This window comes from Microbacterium sp. zg-B96 (assembly GCF_030246865.1).
Taxonomy (GTDB): domain Bacteria; phylum Actinomycetota; class Actinomycetes; order Actinomycetales; family Microbacteriaceae; genus Microbacterium.
On sequence record NZ_CP126738.1, the window covers coordinates 214,644 to 235,348 of the forward strand.

General features: G+C 70.6%; 16 protein-coding genes and 3 tRNA genes. 7 read left to right on the plus strand and 12 right to left on the minus strand.

What is annotated here, in order from left to right; translation table 11 throughout:
* The gene (locus QNO11_RS00985; RefSeq protein ID WP_257508862.1) at positions 1-471 is read right to left on the minus strand and encodes a recombinase family protein; all 471 of its coding nucleotides are present in this window, start codon (positions 469-471) and stop codon (positions 1-3) included.
* Positions 472-518: 47 nt separating this feature from the next.
* Positions 519-2,243 carry a cation:proton antiporter gene (locus QNO11_RS00990; RefSeq protein ID WP_257508863.1) on the minus strand — a complete coding sequence of 575 codons (1,725 nt, stop codon included), beginning with the start codon at positions 2,241-2,243 and terminating at the stop codon, positions 519-521.
* 102 nt (positions 2,244-2,345) lie between these two features.
* Here QNO11_RS00990 and QNO11_RS00995 point away from each other — a divergent pair, with 102 nt between their 5' ends.
* Positions 2,346-4,697: an ATP-binding cassette domain-containing protein gene (locus QNO11_RS00995; protein WP_257508864.1), complete on the plus strand. Its 2,352-nt coding sequence runs from the start codon at positions 2,346-2,348 to the stop codon at positions 4,695-4,697.
* A gap of 11 nt (positions 4,698-4,708) precedes the next feature.
* On the opposite strand, the gene QNO11_RS01000 is transcribed toward QNO11_RS00995, so the two are convergent.
* Complete coding sequence (locus QNO11_RS01000; RefSeq protein WP_257508865.1) at positions 4,709-5,719, minus strand: malate dehydrogenase; 1,011 nt, start codon at positions 5,717-5,719, stop codon at positions 4,709-4,711.
* Between the two features lie 104 nt (positions 5,720-5,823).
* On the opposite strand from QNO11_RS01000, the gene ypfJ reads away from it, so the two are divergent.
* Together ypfJ and pip are read left to right on the plus strand one after the other, a co-directional pair.
* Complete coding sequence (ypfJ, locus tag QNO11_RS01005) at positions 5,824-6,693, plus strand: KPN_02809 family neutral zinc metallopeptidase (protein WP_257508866.1); 870 nt, start codon at positions 5,824-5,826, stop codon at positions 6,691-6,693.
* Positions 6,690-7,730 carry a prolyl aminopeptidase gene (pip, locus tag QNO11_RS01010; RefSeq protein WP_257508867.1) on the plus strand — a complete coding sequence of 347 codons (1,041 nt, stop codon included), beginning with the start codon at positions 6,690-6,692 and terminating at the stop codon, positions 7,728-7,730. Before ypfJ ends, pip begins: the two co-directional genes overlap by 4 nt.
* 187 nt (positions 7,731-7,917) lie before the next feature.
* Here the strand turns inward: pip and QNO11_RS01015 are convergent, their stop codons facing one another.
* From QNO11_RS01015 to QNO11_RS01050, 8 genes are all read right to left on the minus strand, one after another.
* On the minus strand, positions 7,918-8,886 hold the full coding sequence (locus tag QNO11_RS01015) for an endonuclease domain-containing protein (RefSeq protein WP_257508868.1): 969 nt from the start codon (positions 8,884-8,886) through the stop codon (positions 7,918-7,920).
* Between the two features lie 309 nt (positions 8,887-9,195).
* The gene (locus QNO11_RS01020) at positions 9,196-10,950 is read right to left on the minus strand and encodes an aldehyde dehydrogenase family protein (protein ID WP_257508869.1); all 1,755 of its coding nucleotides are present in this window, start codon (positions 10,948-10,950) and stop codon (positions 9,196-9,198) included.
* Between the two features lie 31 nt (positions 10,951-10,981).
* Positions 10,982-12,451 (minus strand): MFS transporter, encoded by a 1,470-nt coding sequence (locus QNO11_RS01025; RefSeq protein WP_257508870.1) that lies wholly within the window; start codon positions 12,449-12,451, stop codon positions 10,982-10,984.
* 16 nt (positions 12,452-12,467) lie between these two features.
* Positions 12,468-12,728 carry a glutaredoxin family protein gene (locus tag QNO11_RS01030; protein ID WP_257508871.1) on the minus strand — a complete coding sequence of 87 codons (261 nt, stop codon included), beginning with the start codon at positions 12,726-12,728 and terminating at the stop codon, positions 12,468-12,470.
* 164 nt (positions 12,729-12,892) lie between these two features.
* Positions 12,893-14,041, minus strand: coding sequence for a polysaccharide deacetylase family protein (locus tag QNO11_RS01035; RefSeq protein WP_257508872.1), 1,149 nt, complete (start codon positions 14,039-14,041; stop codon positions 12,893-12,895).
* Between the two features lie 161 nt (positions 14,042-14,202).
* Positions 14,203-14,275 (minus strand) — tRNA-Phe (locus QNO11_RS01040).
* 70 nt (positions 14,276-14,345) lie between these two features.
* Positions 14,346-14,419 (minus strand) — tRNA-Asp (locus QNO11_RS01045).
* A gap of 21 nt (positions 14,420-14,440) precedes the next feature.
* A tRNA-Glu gene (locus tag QNO11_RS01050) sits at positions 14,441-14,513 on the minus strand.
* A 245-nt stretch (positions 14,514-14,758) separates the two neighbouring features.
* Between QNO11_RS01050 and QNO11_RS01055 the strand changes: the two genes are divergently transcribed.
* The gene (locus QNO11_RS01055) at positions 14,759-16,171 is read left to right on the plus strand and encodes a M23 family metallopeptidase (protein ID WP_257508873.1); all 1,413 of its coding nucleotides are present in this window, start codon (positions 14,759-14,761) and stop codon (positions 16,169-16,171) included.
* 51 nt (positions 16,172-16,222) lie between these two features.
* On the opposite strand, the gene QNO11_RS01060 is transcribed toward QNO11_RS01055, so the two are convergent.
* Positions 16,223-16,756 carry an inorganic diphosphatase gene (locus QNO11_RS01060; RefSeq protein ID WP_257508874.1) on the minus strand — a complete coding sequence of 178 codons (534 nt, stop codon included), beginning with the start codon at positions 16,754-16,756 and terminating at the stop codon, positions 16,223-16,225.
* A gap of 230 nt (positions 16,757-16,986) precedes the next feature.
* On the opposite strand from QNO11_RS01060, the gene tilS reads away from it, so the two are divergent.
* The 3 genes from tilS (at position 16,987) to ftsH (ending at position 20,704) form a co-directional block, all read left to right on the plus strand.
* Positions 16,987-18,015 carry a tRNA lysidine(34) synthetase TilS gene (gene tilS / locus QNO11_RS01065; protein WP_257508896.1) on the plus strand — a complete coding sequence of 343 codons (1,029 nt, stop codon included), beginning with the start codon at positions 16,987-16,989 and terminating at the stop codon, positions 18,013-18,015.
* Positions 18,016-18,018: 3 nt separating this feature from the next.
* Entirely contained in the window at positions 18,019-18,570 is a 552-nt protein-coding gene (gene hpt, locus QNO11_RS01070) for a hypoxanthine phosphoribosyltransferase (protein ID WP_257508875.1), read from the plus strand.
* 130 nt (positions 18,571-18,700) lie between these two features.
* Positions 18,701-20,704, plus strand: a complete 2,004-nt coding sequence (ftsH, locus tag QNO11_RS01075) for an ATP-dependent zinc metalloprotease FtsH (protein ID WP_257508876.1) — start codon at positions 18,701-18,703, stop codon at positions 20,702-20,704.
* Position 20,705 lies beyond the last annotated feature (1 nt).

The following is a 20,705-nucleotide window of genomic DNA, read 5'->3' on the forward strand; positions in this document are numbered from 1 at the left end:
TCAGGGCAGAGGCACCGCCCCGGTGTCGGCGGTGTGCGACAGCACCTTGACGATGACGCCGCGACGGCGCAGCTCCGCGATCGTGCGGGCCTCCTCGTCGACGTTGCGACCGAGCGCGTGCACGGTGGCGACGACCACCACGTCGCCGCCGGAGAGCCGGCCGAACAGCCGGGTGAGGCGCTCCTGCCAGGTCTCCATCGTCTCGGGTGCGGGGTGGCGGAAACCTTCGATCGGCACGCCGAAGCGGGAGAGCTCATCGCGCTGACGCACGATGGAGGGCATGTCGTCGCGAGCGACCACGAGCCCCACCAGGCGGGAACCGGCGGGCCGGGCCAGCCACCAATCGCGCGACTGCTCCAGGTCGCGGAAGGCAGGGGGCACCTCGCCCGGCTCGGTCGGCAGCGCGATCGACTCCGCATAGTCTGCGGGGGCGCGGTACCCGGCGGCATCCTGTGGCGTGGCATCGGTCATGGCGGCTCCTTGTTCCCCACTATTGTCCCGCAGCCGGCGGGCGGACCCTAGTCGTCGTCGTCCAGCCGCAGTCGCAGACTCAGTTCGTCGGCGTCGAGTTCGGCCAGCGAGTGGCGCAGCGCCGCGGAGCTGAGCCCGCTGTTCGACAGCGACACCAGTCGCACGCGCATCGCCCGGATGAGAGCCAGCCGCAGCTCCAGCGCCTCCCGGTGCGCGACGGTCTCCTCCTCGTCGGGGGGATCGGCAAGGCTCCCGCCCACCCGCTCGACCAGGTCGGCGGGAAACGGCGTGCCGTCGCGGCGCCGCAGGTCGGGGTGCGAGAGCGCGATCATCGCCGCTTCGCGCAGCTCACCGTCGATGCGGTCCTGTTCGTCCCTCGTCAGCTCGTCGCTTTCCGGCGGGATCCGCAGCAGGCGGGCGAAGGCGGGGAGAGTGAAGCCCTGCACGAGCAGGCTGATCACCGCCACGAGGAACGCGGTGAGGATGAGCAGTTCCCGGGCGGGGGTGTCGCGGGGGAGGGTCTGCGCCGCCGCGAGGGTCACGACGCCGCGCATGCCTGCCCAGACGATGATCGCGCCGTGCTTCCAGCCCAGCGGCGAGGACTGGTAGTAGTCCAGGTCGGCGAACGCGCGCCGCAGCCGCCGACGCAGCGCCGCGATGCGCCGCTCGGTGAAGGCCGCGCGGTGGGGCGGCGTGCCGGTGTCGCCCTGCTGCGGGTCGATGGCTTCGATCCGGGCGCCGAACCGGTCGAGCCGCTCCCGCTGCTTGTGGCGCGCGCGGCGCCCCTGCAGCTGCACCAGCAGCGCGACGTAGCCGGTTCGCACGACCAGCACGATGCCGAGCGCCGCGAGTGCCAGCCAAGCGGCGCGCAGCGGACCATCGTGCAGAGCGACATTCTCGCGCCAGATGTCCTTGAGCTCCAGACCCATGATGAGGAACACCGCACCCTCGAGGACGAGTTCGATCGTGCGCCAGTTGAGCGTGGCCGACAGTCGCTGCTCGGCGGTGAGCCACCGCGCCGAGCCCTGCCCCGTGACGATCCCCGCGACGACCGCCGCGACCAGGCCCGACCCGCCCAGGTGCTCGGTGGGAAGGTAGGCGGCGAAGGGCACGGCGAAACCGACGGCGGTGTTGGCGGCGGAGTGGCCGACCCAGGTGCGAAAGCGCAGGCTCAGCAGACCCACCAGCGCCCCCACGGCCAGCGCGACCAGCACGCCCCACGCGAAGGCGCCGGCGAACTCGCCCGCCGCAACCGCGCCGCCGGTGGCGACGGCGGCGACGGCGGTGCGCAGCAGCACGAGCGAGGTCGCATCGTTGAGCAGGCTCTCGCCCTCGAGCATCGTCACCACGCGGGGTGAGAGCCCAAGACGCTTGACGATGGAGGTGGCCACGGCATCCGTCGGGCTGAGGATCGCCCCCAGCGCGATCGCCTGCAGCAGCCCCAGGTCCGGGATCGCCCACGTGAAGAACAGCCCGAGCACGACCGAGCTGATCACCACGAGCACGACCGACAGCCCCGCGATGGGCCCGAAGTCGCGGCGGAATTCGATCGCCGGCAGCGACACCGCCGCGGAGTACAGCAGCGGCGGCAGGATGCCGACGAGGATGATCTCCGGATCCACCTCCACCGCGGGCACGAACGGCAGCAGGCTCACCCCGAGTCCTGCGATCACGAGCAGCAGGGGACCGGCGATGTTCAGCCGCGGGGCCAGGCCGGTCGCCACGGCGATGACGACGACCCCCAGGATGGCCAGCACGATGACGGCATCCATGCGCACCTCCCCTCGCGTGCGGTTGCGATGCCTGCACGATATCGAGGACTGCGGATGTCCGCAGAAGGGGGCATGCTGAGATGCGCAACGGAAGGGATCGCCATGACCGCCAACGCCGTCGAGTCCGCCAGCGACCCCGACACCCACGACATCATCCGCGTCATCGGCGCGCGCGAGAACAACCTGCAGGACGTCACCATCGACCTGCCCAAGCGCCGGCTGACCGTCTTCACCGGCGTCAGCGGGTCGGGCAAGTCGTCGCTGGTGTTCGGCACGATCGCCGCCGAGTCGCAGCGGCTCATCAACGAGACCTACAGCACGTTCGTGCAGGGCTTCATGCCCACCCTCCCGCGGCCCGACGTGGATTTCCTGGAGGGGCTGACCACCGCGATCCTGGTGGACCAGGAGCGGATGGGCGGCAACTCCCGCTCCACGGTGGGCACCGCCACCGACGCTCATGCGATGCTGCGGATCCTCTACAGCCGGCTCGCCCTCCCGCACATCGGCTCATCGCAGGCCTACTCCTTCAACGTGCCGTCGGTCACGGGGGCGGGCGCCATCAAGGTGGGCGACAAGAAGGCGGTGAAGCGCGAGTACACCGTCACCGGCGGTATGTGCCCCCGCTGCGAGGGCACCGGCGAGGTCAGCGACATCGATCTGGACGAGCTGTTCGACCGCACCAAGTCGCTGGCCGAGGGGGCGATGACCGTCCCCGGCTACAGCGTCGACGGCTGGATGGTGCGCGCTTTCACCGAGTCGGGCTTCATCGACGCCGACAAGAAGATCCAGGACTACACCGAGGCGGAACGGCACGACTTCCTCTACAAAGAGCCCACCAAGGTCAAGATCCAGGGGATCAACATGACCTACGAGGGGCTCATCCCGAAGATGACCAAGAGCTTCCTGCAGAAGGATCGTGACGCGCTGCAGCCGCACATCCGGGCGTTCGTGGACCGAGCAGTGAAGTTCACGCCGTGCCCCGAGTGCGGGGGCACCCGGCTGAGCGAGGCGGCGCGGTCGTCCACGATCGACGGGGTGAGCATCGCGGATGCCGCGGCGATGCAGATCACCGATCTCGCCGAGTGGCTGCGCACCATCGACGACCCGAGTGTGGCGCCGCTCATCGCGGGACTGCGCCACACGATCGATTCGTTCGTCGAGATCGGGCTCGGCTACCTCTCGCTCGATCGCGCCTCGGGCACGCTGTCCGGCGGCGAAGCGCAGCGCACGCGGATGATCCGCCACCTCGGCTCGGCGCTCACCGACGTGACCTACGTCTTCGACGAGCCGACGGCGGGGCTGCACCCCCACGACATCCAGCGCATGAACGCTCTGCTGCTGCGCCTGCGCGACAAGGGAAACACCGTGCTGGTCGTCGAACACAAACCCGAGGTCATCGACATCGCCGACTACGTCGTGGATCTCGGCCCGGGGGCCGGGCGCAACGGCGGCGCGATCATGTATCGCGGCGACGTCGCAGGACTGCGAGCCTCGGACACCGTGACCGGGCGGCACCTGGATCACCGCGCCCAACTGAAGGACTCCGTCCGCCCCCACCGCGGCACGATGCCGATCCGCGGCGCGACGCAGCACAATCTGCGCGGCGTCGATGTCGACATCCCCACCGGAGTGCTCACCGTCGTCACCGGCGTCGCCGGGTCGGGCAAGTCATCGCTCATCCATGGGAACCTCCCTGCGTTCGACGACGTGGTCGTGGTCGACCAATCGGCCATCCGCGGGTCGCGCCGCAGCAACCCGGCCACCTACACCGGCGTACTCGATGTCATCCGCACCGCCTTCGCGAAGGCCAACGGCGTGAAGCCGGCGCTGTTCAGCGCGAACTCCGAGGGCGCCTGCCCGGTGTGCAAGGGCCTCGGGGTCATCATCACCGAGCTGGGCTTCATGTCCACCGTCGAGACGGTCTGCGAGGTGTGCGAGGGGCGCCGGTTCACCGACGAGGTGCTGGAGTATCGCCTGGACGGCAAGAACATCGACGAGGTGCTGTCGATGCCGGTGGCCGAGGCGGCATCCTTCTTCGCCACAGGGCCCGCTCACACCACGCTGGCCCGCATGGTCGATGTGGGACTGTCGTACCTGACCCTCGGGCAGCGGCTGAACACCCTCTCCGGGGGCGAGCGGCAGCGGCTGAAGCTCGCGATCAGCATGGCCAAGAAGGGCGCGGTCTACGTGCTCGACGAGCCGACCACCGGGCTGCACCTGGCCGACGTCGACAATCTGCTGGGCATGCTCGACCGGCTGGTGGATGCCGGCAACTCCGTCGTCGTGATCGAGCACCACCAGGCGGTGATGGCGCACGCCGACTGGATCATCGACCTCGGTCCCGGTGCCGGCCACGACGGCGGGACGATCGTGTTCGAAGGCACCCCGACCGAGCTGGTGCAACGTGGCGACAGCCTCACCGCCCAGCACCTGCGGGCGTACGTCGCCGCCTGACCCGCGACCGGTCAGATCGCGCCGAGCTCCCGCACCGCGTCGCGCTCCGCCGCGAGTTCGGCCACCGATGCCGCCAGTCGTGCTCTGGCCCGGTCGTCGAGCTCGAGTCCCTCGACGACGCGGTAACCAGACCCGTCGCTGGTCACCGGGAACGAGCAGACCAGTCCCTCGGGCACCCCGTACTCCCCGCGCGACACGAGTGCCGCCGACGTCCAACCCGAGTGCGTGCCGAGCGCCTCGTCGCGCACGTGCGAGATCGCGGCGTTGGCCGCCGACGCGACCGACGACGACCCTCGTACTTCGATGATCTCCGCCCCGCGCCGCGCCACCCGCGGAATGAACACGTCGTCGAGCCACGATGCCGCGGCATCCGTCCCGCCCAGCTGCTCCGCCAGCGCGTCGAACACCGGGCGTCCGGCGACGGTGGCGTGCGAGACGTCGGGGAACTGGGTACTGGAGTGGTTGCCCCAGATGGTCACGCCGTGGAGGGTCGTCGGCGTGACCTGGAGCGCAGCGGACAGCTGGCCGACCGCTCGGTCGTGATCGAGCCGGGTCAGCGCACTGAAGCGCTCGGCCGGGACGCCGGCGGCGGCGGCGGCCGCGACCATGGCATTGGTATTGGCGGGGTTGCCCACCGTCAGCACGCGCACATCGGCGGCGGCGTGCTGCGCGATCGCCGCACCTTGCGGCGCGAAGATGCCGGCGTTGGCGGCCAGCAGGTCGGCGCGCTCCATGCCCGCCGCCCGGGGCCGGGACCCCACGAGCAGCACGCGGTCGGCGCCGGCGAAGGCGACGGCCGGGTCGTCGGTCACCTCGACGTCCTGCAGCAGGGCGAAGGCGCAGTCCTGCAGTTCGAGCGCGGCGCCTTCGGCGGCGCGCACCCCCTGCGGGATCTCCAGCAGCCGCAGCCGCACCGGCTGATCCGGACCGAGCATGTCGCCCGCGGCGATGCGGAACAGCAGTGCGTAGCCGATCTGCCCTCCGGCGCCGGTGATGGTCACGGTGACGGGGGTGGCATCCATTCCTTGAGCCTAGAGGTGCACGGAGGGGCGGTGAGTGTACCGGACCCGGGCGATCGCGGTCCGGCACCCCGGTTTCCCGGGCGCGGAACGGTACCTTGTGAGGCGTGACGTTCAACGACAACGCCCGAGTCGGCGGCAACACGGCCAAGCGCCGTGGCCGCGGCGGCGCCATCGTCGGAGGGGGCATCGCCGGCATCGGCGGCATCGCGGTGCTGCTGCTGAGCATCTTCACCGGCCAGGACTTCACCAGCCTGCTGGGCGGGGCCGGCGCCGGCGGGGCGGCGGAGGAGTCCGCGATCGAGAACTGCGACAGCGGCGCCGACGCGAACGCGAGAGACGACTGCCGCCTGGCCGCCGCATCGCTGAACCTCGACCAGTTCTGGGCGGCGGAGCTGGACGGCTACCGCCAGCCGCAGCTGATCGTGGTGGACGGGTCGACGCCGACTGCGTGCGGCACGGCATCCAACGCCACCGGCCCCTTCTACTGCCCGTCGGAGGAGACCGTCTACGTCGACCCGACGTTCTTCGGCATCCTGCGCGAACAGTTCGGCACGACCGCAGGGCCCCTCGCGCAGCTGTACGTGCTCGCCCACGAGTACGGGCACCACGTGCAGCAGATCACCGGCATCTTCGACCGCTACCCGCCGGGCGACAGCGGCCCCGACAGCAACGGCGTGCGCATCGAACTGCAGGCGGACTGCCTCGCCGGCGCGTGGGTGGCCGACCTTCCCCGGCAGGTCGATGAGAACGGCGTGCCGTTCATGCAGGCACCGACCGAGACCGAGATCCGCGATGCCCTGGGGGCAGCGGCAGCCGTCGGCGACGACAACATCCAGCGGCAATCCGGCGGCACGGTGAATCCCGAGAGCTGGACCCACGGCTCCAGCGAGCAACGTCAACGCTGGTTCGACACCGGCTACCAGCACGGCGCCCAGTCGTGCGACACCTTCTCTGCATCAGGATCGGAATTGTGAGCGACATCGCGCACCTCGACGGCATCCTCTACCCACCCATCGAGCCGTATGAAACCGGCGAGTTGCTGGTGGGCGAAGGCAATCGCATGTACTGGGAGCAGTCGGGCAACCCCGATGGCAAGCCGGTCGTGTTCCTCCACGGTGGACCCGGTGGCGGCACGTCGCCCTGGCAGCGGCGGTTCTTCGACCCCGAGGTCTACCGCATCATCCTGTTCGATCAGCGCGGCTGCGGACGCAGCACGCCGCACGCGAGCAGCCCGGATGCCGACCTTCGTCACAACACCACGTGGCATTTGGTCGCCGACATCGACCTGCTGCGACGCAGCCTCGGCATCGCCCGGTGGATGGTGTTCGGCGGATCGTGGGGCAGCACGCTCGCGCTGGCCTACGCCCAGGCGCATCCGGCCGCGGTGAGCGAACTGGTGCTGCGGGGCATCTTCACGCTGCGCGCCTGCGAGCTGGAGTGGTTCTACGAGGGCGGCGCGTCCTCGATCTTCCCGGATCTGTGGGAGGAGTTCATCGCGCCGATCCCGGTGCTCGAGCGGGCGCACCTCATCGAGGCGTACCACCGGCGACTGAGTGACCCCGATCCGGCCGTGCACGTGCCGGCGGGGGTCGCGTGGTCGCGCTGGGAGGCATCGACGGTGACGCTGCGACCCGACGAGGAGCTCGTCGCGTCGATGTCCGACCCTGCCGATGCCACCGCTTTCGCGCGCATCGAGAACCACTACTTCCTCAACCGCGGCTGGCTGCGCGAGGGGCAGCTGATTGCGGATGCCGGGGCGATCCGCCACATTCCGGGCGTCATCGTGCAGGGCCGGTACGACGTCTGCACGCCGATGATGACGGCGTGGGATCTGCACCGGGCGTGGCCGGAGGCCGAGTTCGTCGTAGTTCCGGACGCCGGGCATTCCGCCTCCGAACCCGGGATCGCCGCCGCGCTGCGCGCCGCGACCGACCGGTTCGCAGGGGTCGCGGATGCGGTGGCGTCGGGCGGGGCTGGATTCCCGGCGTATGCGGAGGCGTCACAGTCGTGAGCGCCGGGCAGCGCTTCGACTGAGTCTCGCGCCACCGCCGGGGTGGTTCGGTCGTCGCATCCGTCCCGTGCCGGGCGGCGTTGGGTCCGTTCGTGACGACCGAGCGAGGTCGCGGGCCGTCGGGTCGTCGCATCCGCCCCCGTTCGCGGCGCCTGCGGGGACGTTCGTGACGACCGGATGCCGTCGGTCAGCCGCGCCAACCCGCGGCTCGCAGTGCGGCAGCCACCTGGCGCACCACCTCACGTGGATGGCGGTCGACCATTTCGTGCGTCAGCCGGACCACGCGCCACCCCGCCTCGGCGTAGGCCTGGTACTTCTCGATGTCCCGGTTCCACTGCTCGCGCGACGTGCGGTGGTGGTCGCCCTCGTACTCAACGGCGACGCGGTACGCCGGGTACGCGATTTCGCTGCATCCGAGCCATCGCCCGTGTGCGTCGTACACGTCGACGTCGAGTTGCGGCTCGGGCAGCCCGCCGTTCACCAGCATGAGCCGCGTCTTCGTCTCCGCAGGCGAAGAACTCCCGGTGCGCACCAGCGGAAGCGCCTGGCGCAGCCGATCCACGCCGACACGACGCCCCGCCACGGATGCTGCGGCGAGCTGCTCGATCGTCGCCAGCGGTGGCCCGCTGGGTGGACGGAACCCACCGGGATGGCGCGGCACTCGGACCATCGCGTCGCCGAAGGCCACGAGCTCGGCGAGGTCGAGACGAGCGCCCAGCATGGCCCAGGTCGTCGCGGGGGACGTGACGCGGATGCCGTCGACCGCGGTCACATGCGCGAGCGATGGCCGCACGGCGTGACCATTGACGCCACGGCCGCGGGGTGCGCGCCCGGGATGATGCACCGCCACCTCGATGGGGGCGTATGCCGGCAGGCGTAGGGGATACCCGTGGAGCACCGCGGCCGTGCCCAGACAGAGGAACGCCTCCTCCGGCATGACGAGCGCGTACGCCCTGACCCGGGCGCACAGCTCGGCGCGCCGGGAGGCGAACAAGCCGGCATCCGGGACGCCTGCAGCCGGCCGCATCCGGACGCCGTGGAACGGATGGGCGAGGTCCGGCCGAGTCAGTCGCTTGCGGGTAACGCCGAGGGCCGCGGCCTGGGCAACGGTGAAGGCGTCGCCGAGTTCGGAGGGGAGGGGTGTGCGTTGTGGCATCCATCCACCGTGCCCATGGTCGCGGGCCGGCGTGCGCGTCAGTGGCCGATCGGGGGATGACTCCGCGCGATCGGGGCCTGTGGAGGAGGCGCACCAGCTTGCGTGTGTGCTGGTGCGCGGCCGTTCGGTCGACGCGAATGCCCCAGTGCGGGCACCCGACGGGTGCGGATGCGACGACCGAGCGACGGCGCACGTGGTTCGGTCGTCACGATAGAGCCCGCAGCGGCGATAGGAAGGGTCGAATGGGACGACCGAACAGCAGGCAGCGGGGGCGTTGGGGGCGGGGGAGCGAGGGGAGCGGGGGCGGGGCTACGCGCCGAAGGCCTGCAGCAGCGTCACCGACAGGCGCGCGGGGTTGCCGTCCATGCGGAACCGCGTCAGGCCCTCGCTCACGGCAGCACCGGTACGGGCGGTGACGAACCACGGCGGCTTCGGCAGCACCGACGGCCGGCCGCCCGCGGCAAGGTTGCCGGCCGACAGCGACGCCGGGAACGGGCGGAATGGCCCGCGCACGACGCTGCGCTCGACCCGATCCAGCAGTCGCGCGTTGTGCACGACGCCGATGCCGCTGGGGGCGTCGGCGAGCGTGCCGCCGGGGAACGCGCCCCACGTGCAGGTCGGGGTGAGAAAGCCCAGCGCCGTCCACGCGTTGATCGCGATGGTCCCGTAGCGCAGCTGCGCCATGGCGCGCTCGAACCCGTCGCCCAGCGCCGTCTGCACGACCGGGTCTACGAGGACATTCGCCCCGAGCGTGCCGGTGAGCCGGTCGTTCGCATGCGCGACGGCGGCGTCGACGAACTCCTGCCCGACACCGGGCAGCTCGACGACCCCGAGCACGGGGGCGAAGTACTCCGTGGTCTCGATCGCCGCGGCATCCTCCCCCTGCGCGTGCACCAGCAGGCGGGTGCCGTCATCGCTGAGTTCGGCGCCGGGATACGCGGATGCCGCGGCAGCCACGCTTGCCTGGCCGTTCGGGTACCAGACCGAGCGCCGGGGCGCCGCGTCGTATGCGGTGCGCAGCGCCGCGAGGAACGCCTCGCGCTGCGGCCAGTCGGAGCTGAGCAGCACCAGCTGGCCGGCGATGCAGTTGTGGCCGCTGTTGTACAGGCGCATCGTCACGACGTGCTCGGCATGGAAGCGCAGGTCGGCGTCGGACCACTCGCCCGGCACGACGATGATGGGGGACACCCCGCCCAGCTCCGCCGTGATGGGTGTGGTCAGCTGCGGTTCACCCGTCGCCCGGCGCTCCGCGGCATCCGCACCCCGTCCCCACACGATCGCGTCGAACGTCGTGACCGACCCGGTGATGTGCACGTGGTCGATGTCTGGGTGCGTCGTCAGGTACCCGCCCACGTCACCACCGCCTCGGACGATGCGCAGCATCCCGGGCCCGATCAGCGGCGCGAGGGCTCGCTCGAACACCGGCACGAGGACATCCTGGGTCGGGTTGACCTTCAGCAGCGAGACCCGGTTGAACGCGAGCAGCTCGTACAGCACGTCCAGGAACGGGATCGCCGTGACGTTGCCGGCCCCGAGCACCAGTCCCACGCCGCCCGATTCCCCGCGCGCGAGCTGCCCCAGCCCCGCCGTGCGCACCGCGTCGGCGGCCGAGACCCCCGGCTGCAGCCACACCTCGCCGGTGTACCCCGACAGCAGCAGCCGGTCGATCGGCGCGATCGGCAGCACGTGCACGCGCACCCGGCCGCCCGGTGCCTCGTCGATCTTCAGCCCGTCGAGCGGACTCGCGCCGCGGGCGAGCGCGCCGAGCGTGTCGGCGTAGGCGTCGAGCGCGACGAGTGCGGCATACGGTCCGGAGAGCCACTCCTCGCCCCGCAGCGGATGTCCCGGCTCCAGGCCCTTGGACGTCGCGGCGACGTCGGCCCATTCCTCCGCGACGGCCACGACGGCGGCGCGGATGCGGCGCAGCAGCGTGCGGCGCTGCCCGATCGTGAGGCCCGTCCACACCCGGGTGCCGGTGCGGAGGTCCTCGATCGCGGCATCCAGCTTCGCCCGTTCGGCGTCGGCGAGTGCGGAGGCAGCGGCGGGGGAGGCGATGGATGCCACGGGAGCACTCCTTCGGATCGGGAGGTCCAGTTTAGGCGGGGACCGCAGGCGTGCCGGCGGACTCGATGTCGCTGCGGCGCAGCCGGTACCGGGTGAGGGTGACCAGGCTCAGCGCCACCAGCGCGGCGGGAATCACGCTGAAGCTCAGCACGATGCCGTCGACGGCGGCATCCGGCTGGGTGACGCTCTGCCCGGCGGTGCGCTCGACGTAGCCCGTGACGGCCAGCACGATCGACAGGGTCGTCGCGCCCAGCGCGAAGCCGGCGGTCTCGCCCGCCGTCCACACGCCGCCGAACGCTCCGGCCCGGCCGGGTCCGTGGCGGCTCGCGTCGTGCGCGATGACGTCGGGGAGCATCGCCATCGGCAGCGACTGCATGCCCGCGTAGGCGATGCCGGCGACGCCGACCGGGGCGTAGATCCAGGCGCCCGGCGCCCACATCGCGCCGATCGTGGTCAGCGCCGCGGCGGCGAACAGCACGCTCGCGAACACGAACGCGCGCTCCTTGCCGATGCGGCGCGCGATGCGTCCCCACCCGGGGGCGGCGAGCGGCGCGGGGGCGATCAGTGCGACGAACAGCAGCGTGACGGCATCCTCGGATCGCAGCACCCAGGTCGCCAGGTACTGCGCGCCGGCGAGCATCATGCCGGTGGCCAGCGCCTGCAGGCAGAACGTCGCCAGCAGCGCCCGGAACGGCGCGCTGCGGCGCAGCGCCTCGTAGGCGGAGCGGAAATTGTCGCGGATGCCGCCGGCGGGCGTGGTGGCGTCCTTGCCGATCGCCTGCTCGGCGTGCCCGCTGAAGGTGGGGGAGGTCAGTGCGGCCTGCTCCGCCGCCGACGTTCCGCCGGCAGCCATCGCAGAGCGGCGGGTGCGGGTGCGGCCGGCGACTCCGGTTGCCACGAGCATGCCGGCACCGATGACGACCCCCGCGACGATCCCCATTAGGAGGTAGCCGGTGGTCGGGTCGCCGGTCACGCCGCGCAGCAGCGGGCCGCCGGCACCGAACAGCAGGATCGCGAAGGTCAGCACCACCACGCGCCAGGTCAGCAGGGTGGTGCGGGCGTCGTAGTCGCCGGTGAGCTCGGCCGGCAGGGCGATGTAGGGCACCTGGAACAGGCTGAACGCCGTGGCCGTCGCGACGAACGCGACCAGCACCCACAACGCGCCGAGGGTCGGGCCCAGCTGCGGCGGTGCGGCGAAGGTCAGCGCGAACAGCACCGGCAGCGCGAGCGCACCGACGGCCATCAGCCGGCGGCGCGAGCCGTGGCGGGCGAGGTCACGGTCGGTGAGCGCGCCGATGACGGGGTCGATGAGCACGTCCCAGATCTTCGCGGCAGCGACGATCACGCCGGCGAGCACCGCGGTGACCCCGAGGCTGTCGGTGAGGTAGTACGTCAGCACCAGCCCCGGCAGCGTGGCGAAGCCGCCCGTGCCGATCGAGCCCACCGCGTAGCGGGCGATCGTGCTCCGGGTCAGATCGGCGGATGCCGCGACAGAGCCCATGGGGGCAGTGTAGGGGTCAGATCAGCGAGAGTTCGCGCAGCTTGGCTTCGACGTCGTCGTTGCTGGGCTCGACGTGGTGAGTGGCGTCGGGGTACACCACGACGGGGATGTTGGTGCGTCCCGAGATCTCGCGCGCGACGTCGGCGGCGGCCGGGTCGGTCTCGAGGTCGATGTACTCGTAGCCGACGCCGAGGGCGTCCAGCTGCGACTTGGTGCGGCGGCAGTCGCGGCACCAGTCGGCGCCGAACACGGTGAGGGTGGAGGGCTGAGCAGTCATCCCGCCAGCCTAGGGCCGGACGGCTGGGCGTCCGCTCGGTGCCCTAGGGCTCGGCGCGGACGCCCACGGGCTGCCGGTCGCGCGCCGGCGCGGTGGCCGCAGTGCGCTTGGGGGCGTAGACGGCCAGCGCGTGGAACACGAAGCGCACCACGAACGCGGCGACGTCAGCCGATGAGCTGCCTGAGGTCGTCCACGGTCATCCCGTAGTTGATGCGGATGCAGGGGAGGGCCAGCTTGTCGGTGCCGGGGCGGACGTATCCCTGCTCGATCGTGCGGGCCAGGTCGAATCCCGCCTGGCGCAGCCCCTCTTTCGCGGTGTCGTTGTGGTGGCCGAACGGGTAGGCCACCACTTCTTTCGCCCCCAGGATCTGTGCGGAGGTTTCCAGGTCGGCGGCGATCTCGGCCGCCGACCAGTTGACGATGCGGCCCTGACCGTTGCCGCCGGCCTCGTGCATGTCGTGCGTGTGGGAGCGCTGGAGCACGTAGGGGTTGGGTGCCGGCTCGGAGCGGAACTTCGTGATGACGAAGGACGTCGTCAGCAACCCCTTCGACTCGATGATCGGGGCTGCCAGTTCGAGCCAGGTGTGGTGGGCATCGTCGTCGGTGATGATCACCGACCGGGCGGGCAGGTACAGGGCCCCGTCGATGAAGGCACTGAGCTCATCCCAGGTGGGCAGGTAGAAGCCGCCCGCCGCGATGTAGTCCATGTGCGCCTGGAAGTCGCCGATGTACGCGTAGTTCAGTCGCAGCCAGTCGTCTTCGCCCTCGGGGTTCGTCGTGAACTGGTGGTACATCAGGATCGGGATCGCCGCATCCTCGGCGGCGACCGCGTCGGGCGCCATCCACGCGCCGAACAGTTCCCGCTGGCGGTCGGTGCAGGCGGCGAGCTTCGATCCGTTGATGCGTGCGGATGTCGTGTGCCCCGCGGCATCCGCTGCCGTCGGGTACCAGCCGGCGAACACGGCACCATCGCGCCGTGGAATGGGCAGCGCGCCGTACAGCTGGCCCTGGGTGACCAGCAGCGGATCGGGCGGGTTGATGTCGAGCTGGAAGGTGACGACGCAGGCATTCGGATCCTCGGTCGCAGCCAGCAACTGCTCGGCGGGAGTCAGGGCCGGCGGCGGGGGAGCGGCGGTGGCCCGCGGGGGCGCCGGCGTGCTCGGCGGTGCAGGGCGGCCCGCCGCCGTGAGCGGCGGGATCACGACTGCGGCGACCACGGCGATGCCGGCGACCGCCAGCACGGCGATCAGCGCCGCCGCGCGACGGCGTGGGTTCGCTCGCTTAGCCCTCGCCGCATGCCGGGAGGTGGCCATCGTCGCCGCCTTTCGAGCGCCGACCCCAGTGCCGCGCTCGAGGCGAGCCTAGGGGCTCGACGACGTGCGTGCGGAAAAACCTCACCCGATGGCTTCGTCGCGGCATCCGGGCGTTAACGTCAAAGGCCCCCCTCCCAGTAGAAGCCTGGAAGAAGGGCCAGTGGCTCCGACGGGCGTCGATCCCGTGACCTCACGATTTTCAGTCGTGCGCTCTACCAACTGAGCTACAGAGCCGCGCGGCGGTGCGATGATTGCCGCGTCCGACACGAGAGGCCCTCTCGAAAGAGGGCCCGTCGCTGTGGAGCGACCCTGACGGGACTTGAACCCGCGACCTCCGCCGTGACAGGGCGGCACGCTAACCAACTGCGCTACAGGGCCATGCATATTCAATTGTAGGTGTGACCCCAACGGGATTCGAACCCGTGCTACCGCCGTGAAAGGGCGGCGTCCTAGGCCGCTAAACGATGGGGCCGAGTGAGCCCGTTGGGACGAACCCGGTGCTCATGCTTACCGACGACCAAGCATAAGCATTGCTGGGGCAAAACACCAATCGAGGGCGCGTCCTCCGCGTGCCGAGGGAGTCGAGGGCCCACGATGGGCCGAGAGGCAGCCTGGTCCGGCGGCAGAAAACCCCTGCTCAACGTTGCAGATGGGGCTGTTGTTGCTACTGTGAATACGCCTTGGTTCCCCCGACGAGGCGAAGAGATGAGGTGCCGCGTGCGTTTCCCGCGCAAGGAAACCCCCGAAGACTGCGGCTGCGCCCCCACCCCGGCTGAGCAGCGTGCGTTTGCCAGCGGCATCACCCGCCGCGGCGTCCTGACGGTCGGCGCCTTCGGCCTGGTCGCTGCCAGCGCGCTCGCCGCACCGTTCGTGCCCGCGGCCTTCGCCGCAAGTTACCCCTCGTGGGACGACGTGCAGCGCGCGAAGCAGAACGAGGCGGCCAAGAACGCCGAGATCACGCGCATCGAGAAGCTCATCAGCGACCTCACGGCCGACGTCGCACACAAGCAGGCCGAGGCCGAGCGCCTGGGCCTGGAGTACCAGGCAGCACAGGAGGCTTTCGAAGCCGCTGTGGATCGCGCCGAGTCACTGCAGGCGCAGGCGGATGCCGAAGAGGCTCGGGCACTGGAGGCGGCGCAGAAGGCCGGCCAGGTCGCCGCGCAGCTGTACCGCAACGGCGGCGGCGACACCTCGCTCCAACTGTTCTTCTCGGGCTCGGCCGCAACGGCCGACGACCTGCTGGCCCGGCTCGGCACGATGGACAAGCTCCTCGCCGCGAACCAGGCCGTCTACACCGACGCCGTCAGTGCCCGCGACAACGCGCAGAGCCTGAGCGATCAGGCATCCGTCGCCCGCGAAGAACGTGACCGCCTCAAGTCCGAGGCCGAGATGAAGATGGTGCAGGCGCAGGCTGCCGCCGAAGCCGCGCAGGCGGCACTCGCGCTGCAGACCGAGCACCAGGCGACACTGCAGGCACAGCTCGCGGCGCTGCGGGACACCACCGCGCAGACCGTCGCCGGTTACCAGGCCGGCGTCGAGGCCGAACGCCTGGCCCGTCTCGAGCGCGAGCGACTCGCGAAGATAGAAGCCGAACGCAGGGCCGCCGAAGAGGCTGCCAAGAACAACGCCGGTGGCGGTGGCGGTGGCGGTGGTGGCGGCGGTGGCGGTGGCGGTGGCGGCGGTGCTGCACCCGGCGGATCCGGTGGCGGTCAGGGCTGGGTACGCCCGCACGGCGGATGGATCAGCTCGGGGTTCGGCGGTCGTGACAGCATCTGCTCCGACAGCGGCTGCAGCGGAAGCGGCCACCGCGGCATCGACTTTGCGAACGGCTGTGGCTCGCAGATCTACGCCGCAGCGGCCGGCCGTGTGATCCACGCGTCATTCAGCTATGGCGGTTGGGGCAACTACGTCAAGATCGACCACGGCGGCGGCATCGTCACCGGCTACGCGCACATCCGCCCGCAGGGCTTCGCCGTGGGCGTCGGTCAGAACGTCGGAGCCGGCCAGGTCATCGCGTACGCGGGCAACACCGGGGTTTCGTCGGGCTGCCACCTCCACTTCGAGGTGTATGACGACGGGGTGCGGCGCGATCCGGCACCGTTCCTGCGCGCCCGCGGCGTCTCGGTCTAGCAAACGACGAAGGGCGGATGCCGCAGCACCCGCCCTTCACAACACTCGCCGTCAGACGGTCTTGGGCGCTTCGCCCTCACCCTGCGTGCGGGTCTGCTCGTCGTGCTCCTGGAACCGCACGAACGATTCGGCCACGAGTCGCTCTGCCTCTGCGGCATCCGCCCACTCGTCGACCTTGACCCACTTGCCGGGCTCCAGGTCCTTGTAGTGCTCGAAGAAGTGGTTGATCTCGCCCTTGGTCCACTCGTCGAGGTCGGACACGTCCTGGACGTGCGCCCAGCGCGGGTCCTTCGCGAGCACCGCGACGACCTTGTCGTCGCCGCCTGCTTCGTCGCTCATCTTCAGGACGCCGACGGGGCGCACCTTCGCCATGACGCCGGGGTACAGGTCGCGGTCCAGCAGCACGAGGACATCCAGCGGGTCGCCGTCCTCGCCGAGGGTGTTCTCGAAGAACCCGTAGTTGGCGGGGTAGCCCATCGGGGTGAACAGCACGCGGTCCAGGTACACCCGGCCGGTGCCGTGGTCGACCTCGTACTTCACGCGGCTGCCGCGCGGGATCTCGATGACGGCGTCGTACGCGCCCATAGCTGGTGCTCCTTCAAGACAGGGGTGGGATGCGGCGACCAGCCTAGTCGCGGGCGCGTCGGACCATAACTCAGGAAGAAACCGGGGTGCCGCGGCCTGGTGGGGCCCCGACGGGCCGGTTTTCCTGAGTTGTGACCCGATCCGGCGTGCACAACGTCGCTGATCCGGCGCCGGGGCCGCCGGAAACCGCCCCCGTGGGGACTGCGCGGCCCGGTTTGGCGACGTTGTGCATGGCGTGGGGCGGCTACCGTTGTCGCGTGCCGTCCCTCAGCCCCGCCGTCGCCGAGATCCGCCGTGCCGTGCGCGCCGCACTGCAGCCGTTCGCCGGGTCCGGCACCGTCGTGGTTGCCCTCTCCGGCGGCGCCGATTCGCTGGCGCTGGCCGCGGCCACCGCGTTCGAGGCACCGAAGCTCGGGCTGACGGTGCGCAGCGTCACCGTCGACCACGGCTTGCAGGACGGCTCGGCTGAGACGGCAGCGGATGCCGCGCGCGCGGCATCCGCGCTGGGCATCGACGCCACGGTGGTCCCGGTCACCGTCGACGGACCCGGCGGCCCCGAGGCCGCAGCGCGCGACGCCCGTTACCGCGCCCTTGCGCAGGCGGCGCAGGGCGCCGTGGCCGTGCTGCTCGGGCACACCCTCGACGACCAGGCCGAGACCGTGCTGCTGGGCCTTGCCCGCGGGTCGGGTGCGGCGAGCCTGGCCGCCATGGCGCCCGCCCGCCGCGACGAGGCGACCGGGGTGCTGTGGCTGCGCCCGCTGCTGGCGGTGCGCCGCGAGACGGTGCGGGCGGCGTGCGAAGCGATCGGGCTGACGCCGTGGCAGGACCCGCACAACTCCGACACCCGGTTCGCCCGCGTGCGAGTGCGTGAGCGGGTGCTGCCGATGCTCGAGGCTGAGCTCGGCCCCGGCGTCGCCGAGGCGCTCGCCCGCACCGCCGAGCAGCTGCGCGAAGACGCCGAGGCCTTCGCCGAGATGATCGACGAGACGATCGAAGACATCGTGCAGCCGGCCGAGGCGGGCATCGCGGTGTCGGTCGCGGCGCTGGCCGCGAACCCGCCGGCGCTGCGCCACCGCATCATCCGCCACGTCGTGGCCAGCGAATTCGGGGTCTCCCTCACCCGCACGCAGACCCTCGAGGTGGCGCGGCTGGTCACCGATTGGTCCGGTCAGGGACCGATCGACCTCCCAGGATGCCGCGCCCGTCGCCGCGACGGTCTGGTCGAGTTCACGGCGGGTCCGGCGGATACCTACACTTGACCCATGCGTGCAGCTGACATCTCGGACCAGCTTTCGACCATCCTCGTCACCGAGGAGCAGATCCGGGAGAAGCTCGACCAGCTCGCGGCGCAGGTCGATGAGGACTACGCCGGCAAGGACCTGCTGCTGGTGGGCGTGCTCAAGGGAGCGGTCATGGTCATGGCCGACTTGGCCCGGTCGCTGCAGAGCGACATCACGATGGACTGGATGGCGGTGTCCTCCTACGGTGCCGGCACGAAGTCCAGCGGCGTCGTGCAGATCCGCAAGGACCTCGACACCGACCTGCACGGCAAGCACGTGCTGATCGTCGAGGACATCATCGACTCCGGTCTCACCCTCAGCTGGCTGCTGGAGAACTTCGCCTCCCGCGGGGCGGAGTCCATCGAGGTGCTGGCGCTGCTGCGCAAGCCGGAAGCGGCCAAGGTCGAGATCGACTGCCGCTACGTCGGCTTCGACATCCCGAACGAGTTCGTCGTGGGCTATGGCCTGGACTACGCCGAGCGCTACCGCAACCTGCGCGACGTCGCGGTGCTCGCCCCGCACGTCTACGCCTGAGCACCCGCCTATTCAGCCCTGGGCGAATGCACAGATCGTCCGTGGCGCGGCGCGGTAGCCTGATTCCCTGTCGCCCGTCCCTGTGCACGGGTTGCTCTCCGACGAAAGGGATCGGGCGTCGGCCCGCACCATGGACTTCAAGAAGATCACTCGCAACCCGCTGATCTACATTCTGCTGGTCGGCGTGCTGCTGCTGGTCGGGTTCTCGCTCATCTCCAGCCTCGGCGGGGCGAAGCAGATCACGACCCAAGAGGGCTTGGAGCTGCTCAAGGGCGGCACGGTCACCGAGGTGCTCAACACCGACGGCGACCAACGAGTGGACATGACGCTGTCCGAACCCCACGACGGGGCGACCGACGTGCAGTTCTACTACGTCGAGGCCCGTGCCGACGAGGTCATCAGCGCGATCGATGCCGCCGAGCCCAAGGACGGCTTCAACGACGCCGTGCCGCGTGCGACCTGGTTCGACGGCTTCATCTCGCTGTTCCTGCCGATTCTGCTGCTGGGTCTGCTGTTCTGGTTCCTGCTGTCGTCTGCCCAGGGCGGCGGCGGCAAGGTGATGCAGTTCGGCAAGTCGCGCGCCAAGCTGGTCACCAAGGAGACTCCCACCGTCACGTTCCAGGACGTCGCGGGCGCCGACGAGGCGATCGAGGAGATGCAGGAGATCAAGGACTTCCTGAAGGACCCGGCCCGCTTCCAGGCCGTCGGCGCACGCATCCCCAAGGGCGTGCTGCTGTACGGTCCTCCCGGAACCGGCAAGACCCTGCTCGCCCGCGCCGTCGCCGGTGAAGCGGGCGTGCCGTTCTACTCGATCTCGGGTTCGGACTTCGTCGAGATGTTCGTCGGCGTCGGCGCCAGCCGCGTGCGTGATCTGTTCACGCAGGCCAAGGAGAACGCCCCCGCGATCATCTTCATCGACGAGATCGATGCCGTCGGTCGTCACCGCGGTGCCGGACTCGGCGGCGGTCACGACGAGCGGGAGCAGACGCTCAACCAGATGCTCGTCGAGATGGACGGCTTCGACCCCAAGGCGAACGTCATCGTCATCGCGGCCACCAACCGCCCCGACATCCTCGACCCCGCGCTGCTGCGCCCCGGCCGCTTCGACCGGCAGATCGGTGTGGATGCCCCCGACCTCAAGGGCCGACTGAAGATCCTCGAAGTGCACGGGCGCGGCAAGCCGCTCGCCGACTCGGTCGACCTCGAGGTCGTCGCGCGCAAGACGCCCGGGTTCACGGGCGCGGATCTGGCGAACGTGCTCAACGAGGCCGCGCTGCTGACGGCGCGCTCCAACGCGCAGCTGATCGACATGCGGGCCCTCGACGAGGCCATTGACCGCGTGATCGCCGGCCCGCAGCGGCGTACCCGCGTGATGAAGGACAAGGAAAAGCTCATCACCGCGTACCACGAGGGCGGCCACGCCCTGACGGCGGCGGCGATGAACCACACCGATCCGGTGACGAAGGTCACGATCCTGCCGCGCGGCAAGGCTCTCGGCTACACGATGGTGCTGCCGCTGGACGACAAGTACTCCATCACGCGCAACGAGCTGCAGGACCAGCTGGCCTACGCGATGGGTGGCCGCGTCGCCGAGGAGGTCATCTTCCACGACCCCACCACCGGCGCCTCCAACGACATCGAGAAGGCGACGAGCATCGCCCGCAAGATGGTCACCGAGTACGGCATGACCACCGAGGTCGGCCCGGTGAAGCTGGGAGCGGCATCCGGTGAGATGTTCCTCGGGCGAGACATGGGTCACGGCCGCGACTTCTCGGAGTCGGTCGCCGAGCGCGTCGACATGCAGGTGCGGGACCTGATCGAGCAGGCGCACAACGAGGCGTACCAGGTGATCAACGAGAACCGCGACGTGCTCGATAAGCTCGCGCTGGCGCTGCTGGAGAAGGAGACCCTCGACCACATCGAGCTGGCCGAGATCTTCAAGGACATCACGCACCTGCCGCCGCGTCCGCAGTGGCTGTCCAGCAGTGAGCGACCGGTGTCGCCGCGGCCGCCGGTCGAGGTGCCGCGCCGCCGTGAGGACGCCGGGCTCGCCGCCGCGGTCGAGGCCGATGAAGCGGTCGAGAAGGCCACTCGTCGCCGTCCCACCGGGCAGGCACGACCCGCAACCGCGTAGG

Excerpts from the sequence above, each read along its gene's own strand:
- QNO11_RS00985 (WP_257508862.1), bottom strand. The coding sequence starts at position 471 with ATGACCGATGCCACGCCACAGGATGCCGCCGGGTACCGCGCCCCCGCA.
- QNO11_RS00990 (WP_257508863.1), bottom strand. The coding sequence starts at position 2,243 with ATGGATGCCGTCATCGTGCTGGCCATCCTGGGGGTCGTCGTCATCGCC.
- tilS (WP_257508896.1), top strand. The coding sequence starts at position 16,987 with ATGGCGTGGGGCGGCTACCGTTGTCGCGTGCCGTCCCTCAGCCCCGCC.
- QNO11_RS01030 (WP_257508871.1), bottom strand. The coding sequence starts at position 12,728 with ATGACTGCTCAGCCCTCCACCCTCACCGTGTTCGGCGCCGACTGGTGC.
- QNO11_RS01025 (WP_257508870.1), bottom strand. The coding sequence starts at position 12,451 with ATGGGCTCTGTCGCGGCATCCGCCGATCTGACCCGGAGCACGATCGCC.
- ftsH (WP_257508876.1), top strand. The coding sequence starts at position 18,701 with ATGGACTTCAAGAAGATCACTCGCAACCCGCTGATCTACATTCTGCTG.
- QNO11_RS01035 (WP_257508872.1), bottom strand. The coding sequence starts at position 14,041 with ATGGCCACCTCCCGGCATGCGGCGAGGGCTAAGCGAGCGAACCCACGC.
- QNO11_RS01000 (WP_257508865.1), bottom strand. The coding sequence starts at position 5,719 with ATGGATGCCACCCCCGTCACCGTGACCATCACCGGCGCCGGAGGGCAG.
- QNO11_RS01015 (WP_257508868.1), bottom strand. The coding sequence starts at position 8,886 with ATGCCACAACGCACACCCCTCCCCTCCGAACTCGGCGACGCCTTCACC.
- hpt (WP_257508875.1), top strand. The coding sequence starts at position 18,019 with ATGCGTGCAGCTGACATCTCGGACCAGCTTTCGACCATCCTCGTCACC.
- QNO11_RS01060 (WP_257508874.1), bottom strand. The coding sequence starts at position 16,756 with ATGGGCGCGTACGACGCCGTCATCGAGATCCCGCGCGGCAGCCGCGTG.
- QNO11_RS00995 (WP_257508864.1), top strand. The coding sequence starts at position 2,346 with ATGACCGCCAACGCCGTCGAGTCCGCCAGCGACCCCGACACCCACGAC.